This is a genomic window from Acrocarpospora sp. B8E8 (assembly GCF_039871605.1).
GTDB lineage: Bacteria > Actinomycetota > Actinomycetes > Streptosporangiales > Streptosporangiaceae > Acrocarpospora > Acrocarpospora macrocephala.
Window position 1 is genome coordinate 1 of record NZ_JBDPLV010000002.1, and the last position, 22,054, is coordinate 22,054.

At 69.0% G+C, this 22,054-nt stretch carries 17 protein-coding genes and 2 pseudogenes; 10 read left to right on the forward strand and 9 right to left on the reverse strand.

The genetic code is table 11. The features are described 5' to 3' along the window. Positions 1 to 218 precede the first annotated feature (218 nt). Positions 219 to 548 carry a hypothetical protein gene (locus tag ABGB08_RS02740; RefSeq protein ID WP_347585844.1) on the reverse strand — a complete coding sequence of 110 codons (330 nt, stop codon included), beginning with the start codon at positions 546 to 548 and terminating at the stop codon, positions 219 to 221. 28 nt (positions 549 to 576) lie between these two features. Here ABGB08_RS02740 and ABGB08_RS02745 point away from each other — a divergent pair, with 28 nt between their 5' ends. Together ABGB08_RS02745 and ABGB08_RS02750 are read left to right on the forward strand one after the other, a co-directional pair. Continuing rightward, the gene (locus ABGB08_RS02745) at positions 577 to 1,434 is read left to right on the forward strand and encodes a Tn3 family transposase (protein ID WP_347585847.1); all 858 of its coding nucleotides are present in this window, start codon (positions 577 to 579) and stop codon (positions 1,432 to 1,434) included. Positions 1,435 to 1,441: 7 nt separating this feature from the next. Continuing rightward, positions 1,442 to 2,010: pseudogene (locus ABGB08_RS02750) on the forward strand (Tn3 family transposase). Positions 2,011 to 2,098: 88 nt separating this feature from the next. On the opposite strand, the gene ABGB08_RS02755 reads toward ABGB08_RS02750, so the two are convergent. The 4 genes from ABGB08_RS02755 to ABGB08_RS02770 all read right to left on the reverse strand — a co-directional run bounded on the left by ABGB08_RS02755 (position 2,099) and on the right by ABGB08_RS02770 (position 5,986). Beyond that, positions 2,099 to 2,302 carry a M55 family metallopeptidase gene (locus ABGB08_RS02755; protein WP_347585849.1) on the reverse strand — a complete coding sequence of 68 codons (204 nt, stop codon included), beginning with the start codon at positions 2,300 to 2,302 and terminating at the stop codon, positions 2,099 to 2,101. A 39-nt stretch (positions 2,303 to 2,341) separates the two neighbouring features. Beyond that, entirely contained in the window at positions 2,342 to 3,124 is a 783-nt protein-coding gene (locus ABGB08_RS02760) for a MerR family transcriptional regulator (protein ID WP_347585852.1), read from the reverse strand. 164 nt (positions 3,125 to 3,288) lie between these two features. Further along, positions 3,289 to 4,854: a serine hydrolase domain-containing protein gene (locus ABGB08_RS02765; RefSeq protein ID WP_347585855.1), complete on the reverse strand. Its 1,566-nt coding sequence runs from the start codon at positions 4,852 to 4,854 to the stop codon at positions 3,289 to 3,291. 484 nt (positions 4,855 to 5,338) lie between these two features. Beyond that, positions 5,339 to 5,986, reverse strand: a complete 648-nt coding sequence (locus tag ABGB08_RS02770) for a helix-turn-helix domain-containing protein (protein WP_347585857.1) — start codon at positions 5,984 to 5,986, stop codon at positions 5,339 to 5,341. A 68-nt stretch (positions 5,987 to 6,054) separates the two neighbouring features. Here ABGB08_RS02770 and ABGB08_RS02775 point away from each other — a divergent pair, with 68 nt between their 5' ends. After that, positions 6,055 to 6,819, forward strand: coding sequence for an SDR family oxidoreductase (locus ABGB08_RS02775; protein WP_347585859.1), 765 nt, complete (start codon positions 6,055 to 6,057; stop codon positions 6,817 to 6,819). Between the two features lie 277 nt (positions 6,820 to 7,096). On the opposite strand, the gene ABGB08_RS02780 is transcribed toward ABGB08_RS02775, so the two are convergent. Next, positions 7,097 to 7,927, reverse strand: coding sequence for an NAD(P)H-binding protein (locus tag ABGB08_RS02780; RefSeq protein WP_347585861.1), 831 nt, complete (start codon positions 7,925 to 7,927; stop codon positions 7,097 to 7,099). A gap of 83 nt (positions 7,928 to 8,010) precedes the next feature. On the opposite strand from ABGB08_RS02780, the gene ABGB08_RS02785 reads away from it, so the two are divergent. The 5 genes and pseudogenes from ABGB08_RS02785 (at position 8,011) to ABGB08_RS02805 (ending at position 16,568) form a co-directional block, all read left to right on the forward strand. Then, positions 8,011 to 9,030 carry an AraC family transcriptional regulator gene (locus ABGB08_RS02785; RefSeq protein ID WP_347585863.1) on the forward strand — a complete coding sequence of 340 codons (1,020 nt, stop codon included), beginning with the start codon at positions 8,011 to 8,013 and terminating at the stop codon, positions 9,028 to 9,030. A gap of 157 nt (positions 9,031 to 9,187) precedes the next feature. After that, positions 9,188 to 9,517, forward strand: a complete 330-nt coding sequence (locus ABGB08_RS02790; protein ID WP_347585866.1) for a hypothetical protein — start codon at positions 9,188 to 9,190, stop codon at positions 9,515 to 9,517. Further along, positions 9,514 to 10,407 carry a recombinase family protein gene (locus ABGB08_RS02795; protein WP_347585868.1) on the forward strand — a complete coding sequence of 298 codons (894 nt, stop codon included), beginning with the start codon at positions 9,514 to 9,516 and terminating at the stop codon, positions 10,405 to 10,407. The genes ABGB08_RS02790 and ABGB08_RS02795 overlap by 4 nt, the downstream gene beginning before the upstream one ends. Before the next feature lie 4,746 nt (positions 10,408 to 15,153). Next, positions 15,154 to 15,519 (forward strand): annotated as a pseudogene (locus tag ABGB08_RS02800) (copper resistance CopC family protein); the annotation flags it as partial. Positions 15,520 to 16,094: 575 nt separating this feature from the next. Next, positions 16,095 to 16,568, forward strand: a complete 474-nt coding sequence (locus ABGB08_RS02805; RefSeq protein ID WP_347585870.1) for a CopD family protein — start codon at positions 16,095 to 16,097, stop codon at positions 16,566 to 16,568. Here ABGB08_RS02805 and ABGB08_RS02810 read toward each other — a convergent pair. Continuing rightward, positions 16,556 to 16,720 carry a hypothetical protein gene (locus ABGB08_RS02810; RefSeq protein WP_347585872.1) on the reverse strand — a complete coding sequence of 55 codons (165 nt, stop codon included), beginning with the start codon at positions 16,718 to 16,720 and terminating at the stop codon, positions 16,556 to 16,558. The genes ABGB08_RS02805 and ABGB08_RS02810 overlap by 13 nt on opposite strands. An 85-nt stretch (positions 16,721 to 16,805) precedes the next feature. Between ABGB08_RS02810 and ABGB08_RS02815 the strand changes: the two genes are divergently transcribed. Then, entirely contained in the window at positions 16,806 to 16,979 is a 174-nt protein-coding gene (locus ABGB08_RS02815; protein WP_347585874.1) for a hypothetical protein, read from the forward strand. Positions 16,980 to 17,227: 248 nt separating this feature from the next. Here the strand turns inward: ABGB08_RS02815 and ABGB08_RS02820 are convergent, their stop codons facing one another. Together ABGB08_RS02820 and ABGB08_RS02825 are read right to left on the reverse strand one after the other, a co-directional pair. Then, positions 17,228 to 18,076 (reverse strand): SAM-dependent methyltransferase, encoded by an 849-nt coding sequence (locus tag ABGB08_RS02820; RefSeq protein ID WP_347585876.1) that lies wholly within the window; start codon positions 18,074 to 18,076, stop codon positions 17,228 to 17,230. Positions 18,077 to 18,456: 380 nt separating this feature from the next. Continuing rightward, complete coding sequence (locus ABGB08_RS02825) at positions 18,457 to 19,500, reverse strand: LacI family DNA-binding transcriptional regulator (protein ID WP_347585878.1); 1,044 nt, start codon at positions 19,498 to 19,500, stop codon at positions 18,457 to 18,459. 196 nt (positions 19,501 to 19,696) lie between these two features. Here ABGB08_RS02825 and ABGB08_RS02830 point away from each other — a divergent pair, with 196 nt between their 5' ends. After that, positions 19,697 to 21,970, forward strand: a complete 2,274-nt coding sequence (locus ABGB08_RS02830; RefSeq protein WP_347585880.1) for a glycoside hydrolase family 9 protein — start codon at positions 19,697 to 19,699, stop codon at positions 21,968 to 21,970. Positions 21,971 to 22,054: the final 84 nt, after the last annotated feature.

Consider the following 22,054-nt stretch of genomic DNA (forward strand, 5'->3'; position numbering starts at 1 on the left):
CGCAGGCGCAGTTCGGCTTGCCGCACCGGCGGTAGTTCTCGCTTACCGAGCCGCGCCGGAAATCTCCGACCGCGGCCAGTTCGGCGTAGAGCTCGGCCCGCCGGGCCTCCAGGTCTTCGAGAGGAGGAACGGTCATCACGCCTCCGCAATCTGGTTGTTTGATCCGTAACCAGAGTACTCGACGACCAGGACCGATCACAGGAACCTACGATTGTGTCCTACACCCCCTCCGGGGACAGTCCGGAGTACGCGAGCACCACCTGGATGAGGGGAGCGGACGCGCGGAATTCGCCGAGCGCCTGGATGCTCTGCGGGCAGAGCGTGTCCACCTCTACCAGGACCGCGTCGATCCGGTGCCGCGCGCACAGCTCGCGCAGGTGGCGCCAGCTGGCCGCCTGGCCGAGGAGGATGAAGTCCGGGTGACCGGCGATCCAGCTGGAAAGCGCTTCCCTCGCGAGGGTATAACTGGACAGGACGGCCAGTCGGACGGGTCGCGAGGTCGTTTCGGGCAAGCCGCCGAACGCGGCCGAGGCCCTGGAGCAGGGCAAGGAGGAACTGCACGCCGCCCTGGAGGAGTTGGAGAAGACCCTGGCCGGCGCCGCACCGGATGACACCGGCATGGTCCGGCTGGATGAGGACGAGCATCTGGTGGTGCCGCCGCTGTCGGCCGAGGACGTGCCGGCCGAGGCCAAGGCGCTGAAGTACGAGCTGGCCGGGATGCTGCCGTTCGCGCCGATCGCCTCGTTGCTGATCGAGCTGGACGCGCGCACGCACTTCCTGGATTGCTTCACCCACGCCGACGGGCGCAAGCTCAGCACGTCCGTGGAGACCAAGCGCAACATCCTGGCCGTGCTCATCGCGATGTCCACCAACTTGGGCCTGGCCCGCATGTCGGAGGCCTGCGGGGTGTCCTACGACGTGCTGGCCTGGACGATGGAGTGGTATGTGCGCGAGGAGACGCTGCGCGAGGCCAACACGGTCATCGTTGACCACCATTACGGCCTGGAGCTGGCCAAGGTGTTCGGCGGCGGCACCATGAGCTCCTCGGACGGGCAGCGGTTCCCCGTCCGCGGCAAGACCGTGACCGGCCGGAACATGGTCATTCACGGTGGTCAGGTGCTGTCCACCTACACCCATGTCTCCGATCAGTGGTCGACGTACGGCACGAAGATCATCGTGCCGACGGCGCGGGAGGCGCACTACGTCCTGGACGACTTCCTGGGCAACGCGACCGACCTTCCGATCGCCGAGCACGCGACCGACAGTCATGGAGCGACGTTGATCAACTTTGCGTTGTTCGACCTGGTCGGCAAGGCGCTGACCCCGCGGTTGCGGGACTTGACCCGGGTCACCCCCTGGTACGGACGAGACCCCGACCGAGATCGCCAAGCGCTACCCGCACGCCGGGCCGCTGCTGGGTGCCCGCTGGAATGAAGACCTGGTGGCCGGCTGCTGGCCGGACCTGCTGCGGATGGCCGGGGCTCTGAAGTACGGCCAGGCCACCGCCTCGCTGATCGTCGGCAAGTGGTCGGCCGCCTCCCGGCAGAACACCCTGGCCGCCGCGCTGAAGGAATGGGGCATGCTGCGCAGGACCGTCCACCTGGCCAAATACCTGTCGGACCCGGCGTTCCGCAGGAAGATCTCGCGGCAGCTGAACAAGGGGGAGAGCCTGCACGCGCTGCGCCGCGACCTGCACTACGCCCAGCAGGCACGATCACCCGCCCGCACCTGGAGCAGCAGACCGAGCAGGCGTGGTGCCTGACCTTGCTGACCAACTCGGCCGTCGCCTGGACCACAGAATATTATTCTAGGGCGGTGCTGGAGCTGCGCTCGCAGGGCCGGGAGGTGAGCGACGAGATCTTGTCGCACATCTCCCCCGGGCACAGCGACAATATCAACTTCTTCGGGGTGATCAATGTGGATGTCGAGGCGGAGCTGGCCAAGCTGGATGGCAGCGGCTGGCGGCCGCTGCGGCCCGCGCAGCTGCGTGAGCTGGGACTGATGCCCTGACAAGCCCTGCGCCGCGCGCGGTGGAGGAGGCGGCGTAGGCGATGATCGTCGGGGTGGTCTGCGCCGGGCGCGGGCCACCCCCTGGTGCTTACGGCCCGTTCTGGGCGAGCGCGACGATGACCTGGAGCATGCCGTAGGCGGCCGGTATGGTCTCGGCGTCGAAGGCGACGGTGCGCCCGCTTCGGGTGACGCCGGGCAGGAAAGCGGCCAGGTCCGCCGCTCGCGGTTGGTGCAGGTCAACCTCGATGCGGAGCGGCTGCGGCACCGAGGCCGGCGCTCTGGTGGCGTGCAACCTGTAGTCGTAGTGCTCAGGGGTGCTCTCGGGGCGCGGTCAGTGGGTGTCTGGTCTGGGGATATGGATGCCCGCGGCGCGGAGCTTGGCCTCGACGAGCGCGACCCCCCGGGCCGTGGCCGATCCCTGCTCTTCGCCGTAGTGGGCGATCAGGTGGTACCGGGCCGCGGCCTCGGTGCGGGCTTGCAGGCCGGTCACGATCTTCAGGTGTGCGGGGTTGGCGAGGAAGTGGTCGGCCGCGGCGGTGGCGAGTTCGGCCAGGCGCGGGTCGTCCGGCTCCCATGCCGTGGCTTCGATGGCGCGCTTGCTCAACGCGACGAAGCCGGGGTCGTCGAGGGCGTGCTCGACATGGGTGAGGAAGTCGTCGAAGCCCTCGGGAACCAGGGCCCTGGCCAGCACCCAGCCCTCCCTGGTGGCCGCTACCTCGTCCTCGGGGAGGCCGAGGCCGCACAGCCGCTCCAGCAGCGCCACGGCGCGGTCGGGCAGCAGAGCCCGGTCTCCGTCGGCGAGCCGGTGCAGCGTGTCACGGCGCGCGATCAGCTCCTCGATCCGTTCGGTGAGCTGCCGCTCGACGTCGGCGAGCGCGGCGGCGAACAGCGCGGCATCGGCCTCGAGCAGGGGCCCGATCTCGGCCAGCGGCACCCCGGCGGCGGCCAGCGTCCGGACCTGCACCAGCCGCAGCAGCTCGGCCGATCCGTACCTGCGGTAGCCGGAGCTGTCGCGTTCGGGCTCCTTCACCAGGTCGAGCTTGTGGTAGTGCCGCACCGTCTTCACTGTGACGCCGACGAATGCCGCCGCCTGCCCGATCGTGACTCCGTTCATCTGCAAAATCCTGCCTTGTGCTCGAGCTCGGCGACTAAGCAGACCACCGCCGAGCATGTGGACGGGCCACGCCGAGCTCGATGAGCTCGGCGTGGCCCGGTTCGCGTTCTCCCTGATGCACGACCGGAAGGGGTCGCCTCTCAAGGCGTACGGGTCACAGGTGTTCAGTCCGCCGGCTGAGCCGGATCGGCCTGCTCGTCGCCGAACACCTCGTTGAGGAGCCTTTGCTGGGCGCTCTGCCATGCCGTCGCGATGGACAGGTCGGCGTCGTCCACGCAGTTCAGTACGCCGGTCAGGGTCTTGCTGCCGTCGGGTGTGCTGTACATCAGCGCCGCGTAGCCCACGGTGCCGCCGTTGTGGGAGATGACGGTGCCGCCGCCGTCCGTGTTCACCACGAACACTCCCAGGCCGTAGTCCATGTTCGGGATGCCCGTCGGGTGCGGGGTGCACATCTCGGCCAGCAGCGGGGCCGGCAGGAGCTTGCCGCCCAGCAGCGCGGAGATGAACGTGTGGAGGTCCTGGGTGGTCGAGATCATGTCGCCGCCGGTGGAGCTCCAGGAAAGGTTCTGGCGGGTGACGTCGATCGTCTTCTGCTCGCCGGCGTCCTCGTACCGGTAGTAGGCGTGGGCGTGCGGCTCGGGGATCTCCGGCGAGGCGTCCGGCACCACGGTGCCCGACAGCCCGAGCGGCCCCAGGATCCGCCGCTGCATCTCCTTGGCGAGCGAGCGGCCGGTGACCTTCTCGATCAGCAGCCGGGCCAGCACGTAGTTGGTGTTGGAATAGCTCCAGCCCGTGCCCGGCTCGAACCGGGCCGGCTTGGACAGCGCCACTCGTACCAGCTCCTCTGGCCGGTAGGTGTGGAACCGCTTGTCCAGCCACTCCTTGCCCGTGATGCCGTAGGGCACGGGGATCCCGTGCACGATCGACCCGTCCTCGTAGACCTCGCCGATGAAGTTGAACAGCCCGCTGGTGTGCTGCAACAGCATCCGCACCGTGATCCGCCGGTCCAGCCCGAACTCGGGCAGGTAGTCGGCCGCCGGGGTGTCCAGCTCGATCGTGCCCTCAGCCACCAGCTGCAGCACCAGGGTTGCGGTGAAGGTCTTGGTGTTGCTGCCGATCCGGGCATGCCCGTTGACCGGCGGCTTCGCGGTCCCGCCCAGCTCGGCCACCCCGGCGCTGCCGACCCACTCGCCCCGCTCATCGTTCACCCGCAGCGACATCCCGACGAAACCGGAATCGATGATCTCCTCGATCGCCTTCTGCAGCTCCGGGCGATCCTGCCCGGCCGCAGCTTCCGGCACGGCCCCCCTGTCGGCAACGGCCACCCTGGCGGCGTCGAGGGCTTCGGTGATCTTGCGGACCATCACAGCCGAGGCGGGGCTCGGCCGACCCTGCTGCATCTGGGCGGTCTCGACAGCGATGAGAACGGCACTGCGGAAGTTGCCGGCCTCGGCCGGATCCTGCTGCTTCAGCAGGTTCATGGCCGCGGTCAGGGCCGGCAGCACGCGGTCGGCGATCTCGGCCACGGACTTACCGGCCAGATCCTTGGCCTTGGGGTACTCGGCGAGCACATGCCCGATCAGGCCGGTGGCCGAGCCCAGCGCGATACTGCCGTGGGTGGCGATCTCGTGGGGCTTGCCGGCGGCCCCGGCGGCGGTCATCAGCGTCACGGCGCCGTACGCGGCAATCCGCAGGGTGCTCTTGTCCTGATCGGAAAGGGTGATCGTCATGGTTGTCTGATCCTTTGAATCTGTTATGTCCGGGTCGGTATCGACCCGCTGCGCCGAGCTTCCACCCTGACCCAAGGTCAACCTCAACCGTGATCTAGCTCACAGCTGCATTGGGGTTTGAGACAGCTTTGGGAGCAGGACGCCTTCCCCCGCCGGGTGACAGTCGCATCTCGCACGGGAGATCCGGTGGTGTTCCGTAAGGCAATGCCCCACCGGGCGCCGACATGCCGCGCCTGGAGACCATCAACCACCTGAGGGACTGAGCCCACGCCAGGCGAACGTTCGCTGGCGCACGTGGCCAGGCGCCTCGATCACGATACGGATGACAGCGGCGACGTGCTTGAACAGTGGATCGCTAGGTATGCACCGACGGCCGTGGGGGCTCACGGTCCGAGATGTCCAGGCATGGCTCAACCCGCTGCCCACCCTGCGATAGAAATCTTGAGCGCGGGGTTACGGGGTATGGTGGCCTCCGCGCGGATGGTCAGTCGAAGTCGTCGTCGAAGGCGGCGCCGAGTGCGGCGGCGATCAGGCCGGGCAGGTCCGGGCGACCGTCCTCCTGGGCCCAGCGCATCAGGGCGACGTGCATCGCGGCCAGGCAGGTGCTGGCCGCGACCCAGGTGCGGAACTCTACCTCGGGCTCCGGCGCGTCGCCGAGCAAGGCGTCGACGATGGCCTTCTGGGTGGCGAACTGGCTGTCCAGGTGGCGGGCGCGCAGGGCGGGCGTGTCGATCATCAACCGCAGGCGGGCGAGCAGCAAGTCCTCCTCCGGCGACGAGCGCGCCCCCCACGCGTCGTCGGCGGGTCCGGCGGCGGTGCGGCTTGCTTCGACCAGGGCCCGGGTCGTTTCGACCAGGGTCCGCCCGATCCGGCGCACCAAGGGCTCGTCGGCCGGTCGGGCTGCGACCCGGGCCGCGATGAGGGGGTCGTACTGGTCGTAGAGCACCAGGTCTTCCTTGGTCGGGAAGTGCCGGTAGACGGTCATCGTCGAGACCCCGGATGCCCTGGCGACGTGGTCGACGGTGGTCGCGTCGTAGCCGTGCTCTATGAACAGCCGCATCGCATGCGACTGGATCATGCGCTGAGTCTCGGTGCGCCGGCGTTCGCGCAGATTCGGTCTTTCGCCACTCATGTGCGATACAGTACCGTGCTGGTAGTTCATAACAGATAGAGAGTCACTAACATACAGAGGTGAGTGGAATGAGCAGACTGACCGGCAGGACCGCCGTGGTGACCGGAGCCTCGCGCGGCATCGGGCGGGCCATCGCCCTGCGTCTCGCCGCTGACGGCGCGGATGTCGCCGTGCACTACGGCGGCAGCGAATCCGGGGCGAACGAGACGGTCGCCATGATCGAGAAGGCCGGCGGGCACGCCTTCGCCGTCCGGGCCGAACTGGGAACGGCCGGGGACGTTGACACCCTGTTCACCGGCCTGGAGGGCGGGCTGGCGGGGCGAGGGCTGGACATCCTGGTCAACAACGCCGCGGCCCTCCCGGCCGGCCCGATTGGGACGGACACCCCGGAGCAGTTCGACCACCTGTTCGCGGTGAACGTCAAGGCGCCGTACTTCCTCATCCAGCGGGCGCTCACGCTGCTGCGCGACGGCGGCCGCATCATCACCCTGACCTCGGTCGCCGCCCGGATGGCCCTGCCCGGCCAGACCTCCTTCGCCATGGGCAAAGGCGCCCTTGAGACGATGACCCTGACCCTGGCCAGTGCGCTGGGTACCCGCGGGATCACGGTCAACGCCGTCGCCCCCGGCGCCACCAAAACCGACGTCAACGTGCCCGTCTTCGAGGCCCCGGGCGTCGAGGAGCTCATCGTCGGCCAGACCGCCCTCAACCGCCTCGGCCGGGCCGAAGACGTCGCCGACGCTGTCGCCTTCCTCGCCTCCGACGACGGCCGCTGGATCACCGGCCAGATCCTCGACGCCAGCGGCGGCCTCCACCTCGGCGCCCGGAGCTGACCCACAGCCCCCCGCCCTTTGACGGTTCACCGCGGGCCCCGGGCTCGACCAGGACAGTCCATCCGGCACCCAAGGCCACCGGCCCGTGGCGGCCGCGCGTACTTCCTCGGGCCAGAGCCCGTAACCTTGGTCCGCGGCCCCGCGTCCGGCTGGACGATCTCCTCCAGGAGCTCAGGAGCTCAGCGGCCAGCCGGAGCAGGTCCGACTCAGGCTGCTCCGTGCAGCGTCGCCACCCGGCGGCCGGCCTTCCCCGTCGCGCCAAGCACCAGGACCGACATCAACGCCACGCCCCCGCTGCCGCTGCGCGCGCAACATAGGTCTCGAAATCGCGGGGCGGGTGGCCCAGAACGCGGTGCACGTCGTCGGTGACCTCAGCGGTCACACCGCGGCGCATCAAGTCGAACATCTCCCGGCCGTAGCTTGCGACCTCGGGCGAGAACCCCTGCGCCACGAGCGCGGCGACGAACTCCTCGGGCGAGACCTCAACGTAACGAACCGGCCGACCCGATACCCGCGCGATTTCCTCGGTGGCCTCGCGGAAGGTAACCCCCCGCGGGCCGGACAACTCGTAGCTGCGGCCGGCGTGCCCGGGCTCGGTGAGCAGCGCCACCGCCACGTCGGCGATGTCGTCCACGTCGATGAAGGGCTCCACAATGCCACGGGCGGGCAGCGCCAGCTCACCTGCCATGATCGGAGCGTGAAAGAAGCCGTCGTCGAAGTTCTGGCTGAAGTTCGTCGGGCGCAGGATCGACCACTCGACGCCGGACGCGCGCACGGCCTCCTCGGCCGAGCGCACGTCCAGGCCGAAGGGGGAGTCTCCCCAGATGTCGGCGCCGCGGCCGGACAGCAGCACGAACCGGCGCACGCCGGCGGCCACCGCCCTGGGGACGAACTCGTGCGCGGGACCCGGCACCTCGGGCGCGATGACGTACACCACTGAGACACCGTCGACCACGTCGTCCCATGTGGTCGGATCCGCCCAGTCGAAGCGCACCTCACTCGATCGGGAGGCCGCCCGAACGGTCTTGCCAGCGGCCCGCAGCCTGGCGGTCACCCGCCGGCCGGTCTTTCCCGTGGCACCCAGTACAAGGAATACGTCTTGGCTCATGGATCCCATGAAACCGTGCCAGATGTGGACTTTCCATGGGCCAAAACCGCGCTTCGCATGTCCATTCGTCTACGCTTCCAGCCATGGACGCCTTTGCCGATCTCCTGCGCGGGGTACGTTCCAACGGCTCTTTCTTCGGGCACTCAATCCTGTCACCGCCGTGGTCGTTGCGGTTCGTCGACGGCGCGCCACTGATGCTGTGCGCCCTTCTCCAAGGCGAGGGGTGGATCATGGCCGAGGCACAGGCGCCTCAGCGCATCACAGTCGGTGAGGCGGTGGTCGTGCGCGGCCCAGGACCGTTCTTGTTCGTCGACGAGCCGGCCACGAACGCGCCAGTAACCACCGACTATGGGGAGCATTGCGCGACCCCCGCGAACGGCGGCACGGTGCACCATCTCGGCTGGCGAACGTGCGGCGACCCCAACGGGTCCACGACGCTGATCGTGGGCGCGTATCCGGTAGGCGGCGACATCGGCCGGCGGCTGCTCAAGGCGCTGCCGCCGGTGCTGACCGTATCCGTGGACGGCGACACCGCCGCGGTGCGCGAGTACATCGCGGCGGAGGTCGCGCTTGACCGTCCGGGACAGCAAGTGGTACTCGACCGCCTCTTGGACTGGCTGCTCGTCTGCACACTGCGTGCGTGGTTCGACCGCCCGGAGGGCAGCGCTCCGGCCTGGTACACGGCGCTGAGCGACCCGATCGTAGGCGAAGCGCTGCGACTCATGCACGACGACCCGGCGCACCCCTGGACGGTGGCGCAGCTGGCCTCCCGGACCGGTGTCTCGCGCTCCGCCTTCGCGCGCCGGTTCACCACGCTCGTAGGCCAACCGCCGCTGGCCTACCTCACCGAATGGCGCATGACCATCGCCTCGGATCTGCTCATCGAACCGGACGCGACCATCGCCGACGTCGCCAAGCGTGTGGGCTACTCTGACGCGTTCAACTTCAGCGCCGCGTTCAAACGCGTCAAGGGCATGAGCCCAAGCAACCACCGATCACAGCACGCGCGACCGGTCGCATCCGCACGCTCGTCACTCTCCACGCATGACCAACGTGACCTCACGCAGCATCTGGCCATGTCCCGAAGTCCCCGTCCGCGATAGCCCGGGCCGGGTGCGGTCCCTGACGCCACCGCCGGGGGCGCGCCAGTCGGCGTCCGTGAGCCACGCGGTCCAAGCGGGGCCCTTGAAGATCGCTTGGACCACAGCGGCCCGGTCAACGGCACGGCGGGTGTGGTCCTGGCCGGGGCTCCGTTCGCGCATGTGGCGCTACATCGCCGCCGGCGGTGTCATCGTGCTGAGTACCAAGGCCCGCGCGGCCGCCATCGGCGACGGCGCGCTGCCGACCCAGATCGGGCATGATCTCCACGCACTCCTCACCCGGGCTGACGGCGCTGATCGACACCTTCGGCTGGCCACCGGCCGATGCGGACATCTCCGCCAGCTGACGTCGCCGTGTTTCATAAGCGTCACCTATGAAACAGTGGCCCGGCGTCTGGCCGTCCAGGGCGTTCCCGCCCTGATTCTGTTCCATGAGTCGTTTCGAATCGCTGGAGCTTTGAAACGTATCCATGAAACGATCGCGGGGTGAGCGACGACGACTTTTCCCGCGTGGAAGCCTTCGACTGCCCGATGTCCTCCTGCGCCGCCCCGGCCGGATCGCCCTGCCGCACCGGCCGGGGCAAGGTGGCCGCCCAGTACCACACCGCCCGGTTCCGGCTCGTGCCGTCCCTGGCCAAAGTGCTCAACGTGCCGACCCCGGCGCTGCGCAAACCCGGAACCTCGTGGGTGGAACTGCCCCGCCCCGCCGCCGGCACCCAGACGTCCGGACACGCCAAGATCGGCTACGCCCGCGCCTCGACGGTGCGCCAGTCGCTGCAGACCCAGCTCGACTCCCTCAAGACTGCCGGGGTCACCCGGGTCTTCTCCGAGAAGATCTCCACTCGCGCCACGCGGCGCCCCGAACTCGAGCGGGCCGTGACCCTGGCCCGGGAGATGCGCGCCTCCGGCGTCGCGGTCACCCTGGTCGTCCACGAGCACAAGCGGCTCGGCCGCGGTCTGGCCCTGGCCGAGCTCGCCGAACAGCTGCGCGCCTGCGACGTCGGCCTGCAGTTCCTCACCGGCGAGCTGCAAGGCAGCCACGATCCGTCCGGCGTGGTGTTCACCGTGCTGGCCGCCCTGTCGGGGATGGAACGCGAATACATCCGCGACCGCACCCTGGAAGGCCACGAGAGCGCCCGCAAGAACGGCAAGGCCATTGGCGGTGCCGCCGTCACCGATGAGGCCATGCTGTCCATGGCGGTGCATCTGCGCGACCAGGACCTCAGCCTCCGTGAGATCGCCTCCCGCCTGGTCATCACCCAGGGCGCCAAGAGGGGTCGGCACCCGTCCCCGGCCACCGTCATGCGCATGCTCCGCGACCACGACACCAGCATCACCGAGCTGGGCGCCGGAGCCGACGATGCGAAGCAACGGCGGTAGTCGCTGGCCGGTACCCGAGCCGCGAACTGACCTTGGTCATGATCCAACACCGTGATCAAACCGAGACACCAGCCGGTGGCTCCTGCGTTATCGCAGGTCAGACGCTACTTCGTTGAAAATTTCTTCATTGCTACCGGGACTCCACTGAACCGCTTCGGCGATCACGACCCGTTAGGGTACATGTACACGCTCACCAGCAACCTGCCCGCCGTCCGCGCGCAGGAGGCCGCGCTCAAGGCGGCCTCGGCCCAGCCGCTCAACGCGCCCGGCGCGGCCAAGGTGTCGATCGGGCTCGGGCAGGACGCCATCCAGCCGCTGGTGCTGCGCGCCCGGCTCGGCGAATGCGTCGTGATCATGCTCAAGAACGAGATCACGCAAGCGCCGCGCGGCGGCCCCAACGGCAACCCGTCGATCGTGCAGCCCGGCGGCGCGCCGTCGGTATCCATCGACATGCAGGGCGTCTCCTACGACGCGGTAGGCGGCTTCGGCGGCCAGATCGTCGGCAACAACACCCTGTCCGGTACGGCCGTGCCGGGCTCGACCCGCATGTACAAGTTCTACCTGGACCCCCTGCTGGGCGAGGGCACCAAGGTGTTCCGCAGCGGCGGGGACAGCACCCAGCTCACCGCGCACGGGTTGTTCGGCGCGCTGATCGCCGAACCGGCCGGGGCGCGCTGGTACGACCCGGTCACCGGCGCGGAGAAGACCAACGAGGTGAACTGGAGCAACTGGGAAGCGATGGTGCGGCCCGTCAGCGGCCCGGCGTTCCGCGAGTTCGGCATCATCTACCACGAGGTCGGCGACGAGAACTACAACGTCCGGCGGCCCCTGCGCGAGAACGCGGAAGGCACCCCGCAGGGCGACGAGGTCCAGTTCGGCCGGCCCGTCCCGATGATCGACACCGGCGCGCCGAACCCGACCACCCCGACGGCCGGCGGCGGCGGAACCAACTCCTACCGGCCGAGCTCGCGGGCGCTCAACTACCGCAGCGAGTCGTTCTGGCGCCGGCTGCAACTGCTCGCGGCGCGCGGCCTGGAGGTCCAGCAGGCCAACGAGTCGCTCGCCTACAGCTCCTACTCCAACGGCGACCCGGCCACCCCGATCCCGCGCTCCTACCTCGGCGAGCCGACCAAGACCCGGCTCATGCACGCGGGGTTCGAGCAGCTGCACGTGCACCACCTGCACGGCGGCGCGACCCGGTGGCGGCTGAACCCCGGCGCCGACAACACCGACATGGCGGGCGGGCTCAAGAAGGTCCCGCTCCAGAACGCCAGCTCGATCCGGCTCGACTCGCAGACGATCAGCCCGCAGGAGTCCTACAACCTGGAGCACGAGTGCGGCGCGGGCGGCTGCCAGCAGGCGGCGGGCGACTTCCTCTACCACTGCCACATCGCCCACCACTACATCGCCGGCATGTGGGGCATGTGGCGGGTCTTCGACACCAGGCAGTCCGACCTGGCGACGCTGCCCGGCCGCGCCAACGCCCCGGCAGCCGTCAATTCGAACGGCCTGATCGGCAAGACCATGCCCGACGGCAGGAAGGTCGTGCTCCAGGCCGGCCTCACCAACCCCACCACCCAGGTGGCACTGGAGTCCCTGGTCGAAGGGCAGCTGCCGCCGCCGGGCGCCCGGTGGAACACCGGCACCGGCGAGGACCCCGACGACGCCACCGTGTGGGACTGGCAGAAGGGGGGCATCCCGACCGCGCCGGTCTACCTGGGTGAGCCGGAGACGGCCAGCCAGTGGGCCAACTACGTCTCGCCCGCGCCGGGCGCGCGGCCCGAGATCCTGTTCAACCCGGTCAACGGGCGGCCCGCGTACCCGATGCTGAAACCGCACCTGGGCATGCGCCCGCCTTTCTCGCCGAACGGGCACTCGGGCGCACCGTACCTGGGTGACACGGCGACGAGCGGACGGCCCGACGGGCTCTGCCCGCAGAGCGCGCCGCTGCGCACCTACGACATCACCGCCATCCCGGTGGAGATCCAGGCGACGGTCCGGGAGCGGGACGCCGACGGCGAGATCTACGTGCTCAACGAGGACAAGAACGCCGTCGTCAGCGGGGCCAGGCCACCGGAGCCGCTGACGATCCGATCCAACGTCTTCGACTGCGTGGCCGTCACCCTCGGCAGCGAGCTGGACCCCGATGTCCAGCACAAGATCAACATGCACACGCACTTCGTGCAGTTCGATCCGCGCGCCTCCGACGGCGTGATCACCGGTTACGCGTACGAGCAGTCGATCTTCTCCACCGCCCGGGAGAACCGGCAGCTCACCACCGTCAACTCGCCCACCAGCATCACCGTCTCCACCCTCGGCAGGATCAGGCCGGGCATCTCGATCGGCATCGGGGTCGGCCGCCCGAGCATCGAGATCCAGAAGATAACCGCGATCAGCGGCAACGTGCTCACCCTGGACAGCGCGCTGACCAAGACGCACACCGCGGGCGAGCCGGTCACCGTGGAGTTCGTCCAGTACCGCTGGTACTCCGACGTGGACTCGGGCACCGTCTTCTGGCACGACCACGTCAACGGCATCGAATCCTGGGCGCACGGGCTGTTCGGCGCGCACATCATCGAGCCGAAGAACTCCACCTACCACGACCCGGTCACCGGCGCTCAGGTGCGCAGCGGCAACATCGTCGACATCGTCAACACCGGCGGCTCGGTCGGCGTCGGCCAGTCCGGCTCCTTCCGCGAGTACATGATCTACCTGCACAACGGCCGCCGCGGCCGATTGGAGGTAGCAGGCGACAATCGCAACTTCGGTCAAGAATGCGAGGAGGGCTCCATCAACCTGCGGGCCGCGCCGCTCGGTGAACGAACACCGCCGGGGGCCACGCCCGCCAACCCGGCCACCACCGACCAGCGGCAGGAGTACAACGGCCAGCGCTGCCGCAACGCCTTCCGCAACGACGGCGACATCGCGGGCAACCCCAACAACAACACCACCCGCGCCACGGTGACCTCGGTCGACCCGAACGTGTTCTCCTCGGTCAAGTACGGCGAGCCGCTGACGCCACTACTGCGGGCCTACGTCGGCGACCCGGTGGTGATCCGGACGATCGGCCTCAACGAACGCGCCGAGGCGCTGCGCATCCAGGGCCACCGGTTCCGGATGGAGAGATTCAACGCCGACGGGCAGCTGACCGACGCGGCCACCACCGGCATCTCGGAACGGTTCGACTACGTCCTGGACGGCGGTGCCGGCGGCACCGGCGGCATGTCGGGTGACTTCCTGTACTACAGCACCCGCACCTTCGCCCTGGAAAGCGGCGCCTGGGGCCTGTTCCGGGTGCACGACACGCTGCAATCGAACCTGCGGGTGCTGTCCGGACGTGCCGCGCCACCCGGCGGCGCGGGATTCCCCAAACTGTCGGCGGCCACCGGGAACACCCAGCAGAACCCGGGACCCAACCCGGCGTCGGCGTTCAACCCGAACGGCACCCCGAACACAGCGGCGGTCTCCCAGACCAAGACGCCGTGCCCGTCCGGGGCCTGCGCGCTCGGCTACGACGTGTCGATCTTCAACCGGGCCCTGCCCACCACACCGTTCCCCGACACCAGCGGCGTGATCTACTCGCTGACCTCGGACAAGGCGGCGATCCAGGCCGGGACCAAGCGGGTCGAGCCGTTGGTGCTGCGCGCCAACGAGGGCGACTGCGTCACGATCACCCTCCGCAACCAGATCACCCCCGGGTCGCTGTACGGCGGCACCCGGGCCGGATTCGACCTGGCCAAACTGCCACACAACCAGCAACTGTCCGCCGGTGCCACGGTCGGCCTCAATGCCGACAGCTCGGTGGCCGCCGGGCAGAGCGGAACCTACACCTTCTACGCCGACAAGCAGCTCGGCACCTCGATCTTCCAGAACCTGGCCAACGTGGGCTCCATCCGCCACGGCGCGTACGGCCTGCTGATCGTGGAGCCGAGGAACTCGACGTGGTCCAGCAGCGCCGACAACACCCCGCTGGGAACGGCCGCGACCAGCGCGCAGGCCATCATCCGGGTGCCGAACGGGGCGAAGTTCCGCGAGTTCGCCCTAACCCTGCACACCACCGACCAGCAGTACGCGCGGAGCATCGTGCCGTACATCGACTGGGTGGCGGGCGTCGGGGTCAACAGCGTGACCGCGGCCAACATCCCGACCCCTCCGGTGGAGGGCGCTCCGCCGGGCACGGCCGGCAATCCGGGCTCCCTGGACAAGGCGTTCAGCCACGTCAGCTACCACAGTGAACCGCTGACGGTACGCCTCGGGCTGACCGCCAACCCGTCCAGGCCCGACCTGGCCACGCTCACCGCACCGCACGACCGGGCGTTCAGCTCGGTGGTCTTCGGAGATCCGGACACTCCGGTGGCCAGGGCGTTCGCCGGCGATCCGGTGGTCTTCCGGCTCGGCGTCGCCGCGTCCGACCAGTTCCACGCGTTCACCGTCTCCGGGCACATGTACCCGCTGGAGCCGAACATGTGGACCGACGCGAGCGACCACCGCTCGCAGCTGCTCACCTCGCGCACGGTCACGGCGGGTGAGGTCATTGACGCCGAACTCGTCGGCGGCGCGGGCGGCCCGCAGAACTACGCCGGCGACTACCTGTACGGCGACGGCCGCCAGCCGTTCGCCCAGGCGGGCATGTGGAGCGTCTTCCGGGTCCAGCCGACTGGCACCTCGGGAATCCCCCCTCTAGAAGATCCCTATAGGAAAGGACTGGAAATGCGCCAGAGGCAGCCCGACAGAAAGCGGAAGACCATGGGCCGCCTCTGGCGCGTCCGCCTGGCCGGGATCACGGCGGCGCTCGCCGCCGCGATCGGCCTGGCGCTGGCCACGGCGTCACCCGCGTACGCCCACGCCAGGCTCCTCAGTTCCACGCCCGCCGACGGCGAGCACCTCGACACCCCGCCCGCCGAGATACGGCTCCGCTTCGACGAGGAGGTCGTCCTGGTGGGCGAGGGCGTCAGGCTGCTCGACGCGGGCGGCACGACGCTCGGCCTCGCGGTGGTCGACCCCGCGGATCCCGCCCAGGTGGTGCTCCCCGTCCCGACCGGCCTGGCCGACGGCGTCTACCGCGTGAACTGGCGCGTCTCTTCCGGCGATTCGCATCCCGTCGAGGGCGCCTTCGTCTTCAGCACCGGCAGCGCGCGGGCCGCCCCGCTCAGCCTGTCCAGCGGCGCCGGGGCGGTGAGCGATACCTCGGTGGCGGCCCTGTACTGGGTGTCGCGGTGGGCCGGCTACGCCGGACTGGCCCTGCTGGGCGGCGGCGTCGTCTTCCTGACCCTGTGCTGGCGGCCCGGCTGCTCCGATCCGCGGGCCCGCCGGATCCTCACCGCGGGCTGGCTGGCCACCGCGCTCGCCGCCGTCGCCGGACTGCTGCTCCAGGGCCCGTACGCGGCGGGCAGGCCGTTGAGCGCGGTGGCCGACACCCACCTGCTGGCGGTCGTCGCCGACAGCGACTTCGGCCGCCACGTCCTGGCCCGGCTCGCCATCCTGGCCATCGGAGGCGTGCCCCTGTTCCGGCTGCGCCACCGTGCCGGACAGTGGGCCGCGCTGGTCCTGCTCGGCGTGGGCCTGCCGGTGACCTGGACCGGCACCGGCCACGCCAACGCGGCCGACGGCATCGTGCCGGTCGCGGTGAACGTCGTGCACGTGCTCGCGATGGCGGCCTGGCTGGGCGGCATGGTGTTCCTGATGGCGTGCGTCCTGGCCGGTTCGCCGCCCCGCCCGCTGACGGAGGTGCTGGCGGCGGAGGAGCGTTTCTCGCGGCTGGCCACCGTCGCGCTTGGCGCGCTGATCGTGACGGCGGCTACACCTCCTGGCGCGCGCTCGGCTCGCTCGCCGCGCTGCCCGGCTCCAGCTACGGCACGCTGCTGCTGTTCAAGCTGGCCGCGCTCGGGCTGCTGCTGTGGCTGGGCATGTGGTCACGCTCGGCGGTCCGCCGCCGTTCCACGGTCCGCCACCAGTACGCCATCCCCGCCGGGGTCGGCCGCCGGACCCGGTTGAGCCCGGGCCCGGCGCAGGAGGAACTGGTTACCCGCACCCAGTTGCGCCGCTCGATCAGGATCGAGCTGATCCTGGGCGCCCTCATCCTGGCCTTGACCTCGGCCCTGACCGCCACCGCCCGCCCGTCGGCCGTGCCCGCCCCGCCGGCCGCGAGTCAGATCAGGTAGGCCGCAGTCCCCACACCGCCGGCCCGTCCTGCGGGTGGGCCGGCGGGTTTCACCCAGATCGAGATGTGCCGATCGGCCTTCCACCTCTGCCACACCTCCGCGCCCGCGTCACCGCACCGCATCGTCCAGGTGGCCGGTGCCAGCTGGAGCATCGAGGGACGCTTCCAGACCGGCAGGAAACGAAGCCGCCGTCGACCGCTACCCGGTCCGCCTCCCCATCCCACCTGGTATCGATACATGACCCTGGCCATGTTCGCCGTCACCCACGCCAACCTCATGGACGAACCGGAGTCTGCACAATCCGACCCCAGGCAGAACCCGATCGCGGTCTCGGCCAACGAGATCTTCCGCCTTTTCGCCCTCCTGACCCGGCCACCGCTGCACGATGCCCACAGTCAGCACTGGTCATAATGGCGACGACAACGACAAGCCCAAGCCCGCCGATCCCACTACCAGCGCCAACGAATCAAAGATCGCTAAGTAGGCTATTGGCCCATCCCGCGCATAATCGCCTGTCGGAGCATTTTCAGGATTTCGCGCTATTCGCGGCCGAATCGTCCACGGCAACAGGCCGCCACGGGCGAGCAGGATATCGCGGGGGATCCAACAAACAGCATCGGGAGTTCAACCCGCTCCGCCGCACCTTTGGCCGATGGACGTCAAGACTTCCTGCCGACCCCTGCGTAAACCCAGGCACGTTCATGCGAAGGCGTGGACATGTCCGCGCTCCCTTCGGGGTGCCAGTCGAAAACCCTGGTCAGGCCCGGGCCGACGAGTTGCCAGCCCTCGAAGAACCGCGTGATCTGAGCTCTCGTGCGCTGGGTCAGCGGGAAAGCGGTCCGGGCGTGCTGGTCGAGGGTCGCCCGGGCCAGTTCAGGCGGGATGAAGTCGTGAGTCACATGCGAGATGACCAGGTGGCTGCCCGCGGGCACCGCATCAGTCAGCTGCTTGAGCACCTCGGCGGGCTGATCCGCGTCATGGATGAACATCAGCACGGCGACCAGCATGATCCCCACGGGCTGGCCGAAGTCGATGATCTCCCGCACGTCGGGATGGTTGAGGATCGTCTTCGGCTCACGGAGATCGGCGTGCACGTAGGCAGTCCGGCCCTCAGGCGAACTGGTGAGCAGGGCTCGTGCGTGGTTCAGCACGATGGGGTCGTTGTCGACGTAGACGACCTTTGCGGCGGGGTCGGCGGCCTGGGCGACCTCGTGGGTGTTCCCTTGAGTCGGGATGCCGGTGCCGATGTCGATGAACTGAGTGACACCCTGCGCGACCAGATAACGAACAGCCCGGCCGAGGAAGGCACGATTGTCCTGGGCACTGCGCTTGAGATCGGGAGCGAGCTTCAGCAACTGCTCGGCGTGGACGCGATCGGCCTCGTAATTGTCCCTGCCTCCGAGCCAGTAATCATACACCCGGGCGGAATGCGGCCGGGATGTGTCAATCTTGCCGGGCATTTGTGGCTTGAACTGGGACAAGGACAGGGAGTTCGTTGCGTCGGTCATATACACCCTCGGCGGAGAAGGCCTGAAATAATACGTTTGTTAACCGGTTTATTTACCACATCCGGGGGACAAGTCAACCCGAGCACCCGCGGCACCGTCGATGACGTGCACGGCATCGCGTGCGGTACGAGAACCACCGTTAGGGGCGTGGTGAGCGGGCGGGCGACCTAAGCAGCTCATCCGCGACAGCCGCCACGGCGATCACAATGCTGGAGAGGTTCCGGCGGCGCCTCGCCGCGTCCGCGCGGGTGAGCTGCGCTACGACGACGCAATCCCGCTGATCGCGCGATGGCCGGCTTCGCTCACTCCGCGCTGAGGGCGGAAGGCGGGCCGCAACCCTCCCGGAGGGATACCTCGGTCAGCGCGTCGGACCCGAGTAATCAAGAACGCGGGGGCGCCGTACTCTGGCGGACGATCAGGGAGGTGGCGAGTTCGATCCGGTGCTGGTCGGGGGGGCGGCCTGCGGCGATGGACATGATGAGGGTGGCCGCGGTGCTGCCCATCTTGACCAGGGGCTGGCTGATGGTGGTCAACGGCGGGTCGGACCACTGGGCCAGCGGGAGGTCGTCGAAACCGACCACGCTCAGGTCCTCGGGCACGCGCAGGCCGGCGCGGCGGGCGGCCTGGCAGGCGCCGAGGGCCTGCAGGTCGTTGGCGGTCACGATCGCGGTGGGCGGCTCGGGGAGCGCCAGGAGTTCCTGGGCTTCGGCTAGGCCGCCGTGCACGTAGAGCGGGCCGTGGCGAACCAGAGCGGGATCCACGGGCACGCCGGCGGCGTCGATCGCCGCGCGATGACCGTCCAGGCGGGCTCGGCAGCAGAGCAGCGCGGGTGGTCCGCCGATCACGGCGATCCGGCGGTGGCCGAGTTCCAGCAGGTGGCGGGTGGCGGTCAGGCCGCCGTTCCAGTTCGTCGCCCCGACCGAGGGGATCCGGTGGCTTGGCTCGCCGTTGGGATCGAGCGCGACGAGCGGGATCGCCCGGCTGGCCAGCTGGGCGCGCTGCCGTTCGCTGAGGTTGGCGGAAACGGCGATCACTCCGACCGGCCGGCGGGCGAGAACTTGGTCGGTCCAGGCGGGCGGGGGGGTATGCAGGCCTCGCATGTCGGTCATGGCGACCGCGAGGCCGTGGGTGCGGGCCACCTGGTCGACGCCGCGGATGATCTCCAGGGCCCAGAGGCTGTCCAGCGACTGGAAGAGGATCTCCAGGATGGCCGCGGGGCCGGTGACCTCCGGGCGGCGTTGCCAGCCGTGCTGTCTGATGAGCTCCTCGACTCGCCGCCGGGTGCTGGCCGAAACGCCTGGATGGCCGTTGATGACCTTGGACACGGTGGGCGCGGACACACCGGCGAGTTCCGCGATGCGGGCAACCGTGATCTCCCGGCGGGGATGCGCTCCAGATTGATCGCGGCGAGTGGTAGCGGTCACATCAGAAGTCTATTGGCCTGCGGCCAATGGTCCTATGGAACGAGTGTTTCGTGAAAATTTCAGAAGCATTCGTTCTTTTTCCACCAGTGACCTGGGCGAACGAACCTCCAGAGGACAGAGCGGTGTCCGCAGTGGGCGCGCTGCCTCACGATTTGGGCACACAAACCCGCGCAGAACGCTCCTAAGGGAGTCAACGATGAACAAATCAATGAGGACAGGACGCTTACGAACGGCCTTAGCGGTGGCGCTGGCCGTCGCCGTCGGCTCGATCACGTTAACGGCGCCCGCCGCCCGGGCCGCCGTCCGGCCGCCGCTCGGCCAGAACATCAAGGTCAACCAGGTCGAGTACGCCCCTGGAGCGGCCAAGCAGGCGACCCTCATCAGCGGTTCCACAGCACCGGTGACCTGGTCGCTGCTCAACGGAGCCGACCAGGTGGTGGCGAGCGGAACCACCAGTGTCTTCGGCCAGGACTCGGCCTCCGGAGACACCGTCCACAAGATGGATTTCTCGTCGTATCAGGGCTCGGGCGCCAACTTCGTGCTCGCCGTGGGGAACGAGTCCAGCCAGCCGTTCGACCTGGGGACCACGGCCTGGCGGCGCCTGCCGTCCGACGCGCTCGCGTTCTTCTACCACCAGCGCAGTGGGATCGCGATCAGCTCGCAGTTCGCGGGGAGCCAGTACGCCCGCGCCGCCGGGCACCTCAACGTCTCGCCCAACCGGGGAGACAACGCGGTGGCGTGTCGGGTGAGCTGCGGTTACACGCTGGATGTGCGGGGCGGCTGGTACGACGCCGGCGACCACGGCAAGTACGTGATCAACGGCGGCATGTCGGCCTGGCAGTTGGTCAACCTCTACGAGCGGGCCAGGAACGTGCCCGGCGCGAATCAAGCCCTGCTCGCCGACGGCACCCTGGCCATCCCGGAACGGGGCAACGGCGTGCCCGACATTTTGGACGAGGCCCGCTGGGAGATCGACTTCCTGCTGAAGATGCAGGTCCCCGATGGGCGCACCCGGGCGGGCATGGCCCATCACAAGATCCATGACCAGAACTGGACCGGGCTTCCGCTGCTGCCCGCCCAGGATCCCGAAGTCCGGTTCCTCTCACCGCCGAGCACCGCCGCCACCTTGAACCTGGCCGCAGCGGGCGCGCAGTGCGCACGCGTCTGGGCTTCCATCGACGCGTCGTTCTCCGGCCGGTGCCTGACCGCGGCCGAAAAGGCCTACACGGCGGCAAAGGCCAATCCGTCAGTGTTCGCGCCGGAGAGCGACGGCGTCGGAGGCGGGTCCTACGTCGACGGCAAAGTGAGCGATGAGTTCTACTGGGCGGCGGCCGAGCTGTTCGTCACCACAGGCAAGCAGATCTACCGCAACGACCTGACCGCCCACAGCCTTTACTTCGGGAGGAGCTTCACCAACGAGGGCGCTCAGTGGTCTGAGGTGGGGACCCTTGGTGACATCACCCTCGCGCTGGTGCCCAACGGGCTGACCTCCTCGATCGGGCAGACGTTGCGCGGCCAGTTCGTCAGCAGGGGAGACGCGCTGCTGAACATCATGCGCAACCAGGGTTACCCGGTGCCGTTCCAGCCGAACGGCGGAGGCTACATCTGGGGGTCCAACAATCTGATCCTGAACAACGCGGTGGTGCTGGCGCTGGCGTACGACTTCAGCCAGCAGGAGAGGTTCCGTGGCGGGGTGTTCGAGACGATGTCCTACGTTCTCGGGCGCAACCCGCTTGGTCAGTCGTATGTGACCGGGTATGGCGACAAGCCCTCGCGGAATGTCCACCATCGTCACTGGGCCAACCAGCTCAACTCCTCGCTGCCGATCGCGCCGCCCGGGTCGCTGGCCGGAGGGCCGAACAGCGGGCTCCAGGATCCGGTGGCCCAGCAGCGCCTGGCCGGGTGCCGGCCGCAGAAGTGCTACCTGGACGACATCAACGCGTGGTCGGTGAACGAGGTGGCGATCAACTGGAACGCGGTGCTGGCCTGGGTGAGCACCTGGACCGCTGAAAAGTCCCAATCTGGCCCGTCCCCGTCCCCGTCACCCAGCCCGTCCCCGTCACCCAGCCCGTCCCCGTCACCCAGCCCGTCCCCGTCACCCAGCCCGTCACCTAGCCCGTCACCTAGCCCGTCCCCATCGCCGTCTCCGTCCCCGCCGGCGGGTAAGGCCTGCACCGCGACGTACCGAATCGTCAACCAGTGGACGCCCGGCTTCCAGGCGGAGGTGACAGTACGGAATTCGGGCTCGGCCGCCATCACGGGCTGGACCGTGCGCTGGGCCTTCCCCAACGGGCAGACGATCACCCAGCTCTGGAACGCCACGCACACGGTCAGCGGCGCCAACGTGACCGCCACGAACCTGTCGTGGAACGGCAACCTGGACACCAACGCCTCGGCCGCGTTCGGGTTCAACGGTTCTTGGTCCGGGACCAACGGCGTGCCGGCCTCGATGACCTGCACCGCGGCCTAGCCGTCCAAGATCGTGCCGCCCGAGACTCCTCCTCGGGCGGCACGAACCATGCCACGACACGCCTACCTGCAGGCTCCTGACGAG

What these genes read in the sequence shown, in the direction of transcription:
- ABGB08_RS02760 (WP_347585852.1), bottom strand. Translation starts at nt 3,124, where the DNA reads ATGAACGGAGTCACGATCGGGCAGGCGGCGGCATTCGTCGGCGTCACA.
- ABGB08_RS02765 (WP_347585855.1), bottom strand. Translation starts at nt 4,854, where the DNA reads ATGACGATCACCCTTTCCGATCAGGACAAGAGCACCCTGCGGATTGCC.
- ABGB08_RS02770 (WP_347585857.1), bottom strand. Translation starts at nt 5,986, where the DNA reads ATGAGTGGCGAAAGACCGAATCTGCGCGAACGCCGGCGCACCGAGACT.
- ABGB08_RS02775 (WP_347585859.1), top strand. Translation starts at nt 6,055, where the DNA reads ATGAGCAGACTGACCGGCAGGACCGCCGTGGTGACCGGAGCCTCGCGC.
- ABGB08_RS02780 (WP_347585861.1), bottom strand. Translation starts at nt 7,927, where the DNA reads ATGAGCCAAGACGTATTCCTTGTACTGGGTGCCACGGGAAAGACCGGC.
- ABGB08_RS02785 (WP_347585863.1), top strand. Translation starts at nt 8,011, where the DNA reads ATGGACGCCTTTGCCGATCTCCTGCGCGGGGTACGTTCCAACGGCTCT.
- ABGB08_RS02790 (WP_347585866.1), top strand. Translation starts at nt 9,188, where the DNA reads ATGTGGCGCTACATCGCCGCCGGCGGTGTCATCGTGCTGAGTACCAAG.
- ABGB08_RS02810 (WP_347585872.1), bottom strand. Translation starts at nt 16,720, where the DNA reads ATGCTCCAGCTGGCACCGGCCACCTGGACGATGCGGTGCGGTGACGCG.
- ABGB08_RS02815 (WP_347585874.1), top strand. Translation starts at nt 16,806, where the DNA reads ATGACCCTGGCCATGTTCGCCGTCACCCACGCCAACCTCATGGACGAA.
- ABGB08_RS02820 (WP_347585876.1), bottom strand. Translation starts at nt 18,076, where the DNA reads ATGACCGACGCAACGAACTCCCTGTCCTTGTCCCAGTTCAAGCCACAA.
- ABGB08_RS02830 (WP_347585880.1), top strand. Translation starts at nt 19,697, where the DNA reads ATGAACAAATCAATGAGGACAGGACGCTTACGAACGGCCTTAGCGGTG.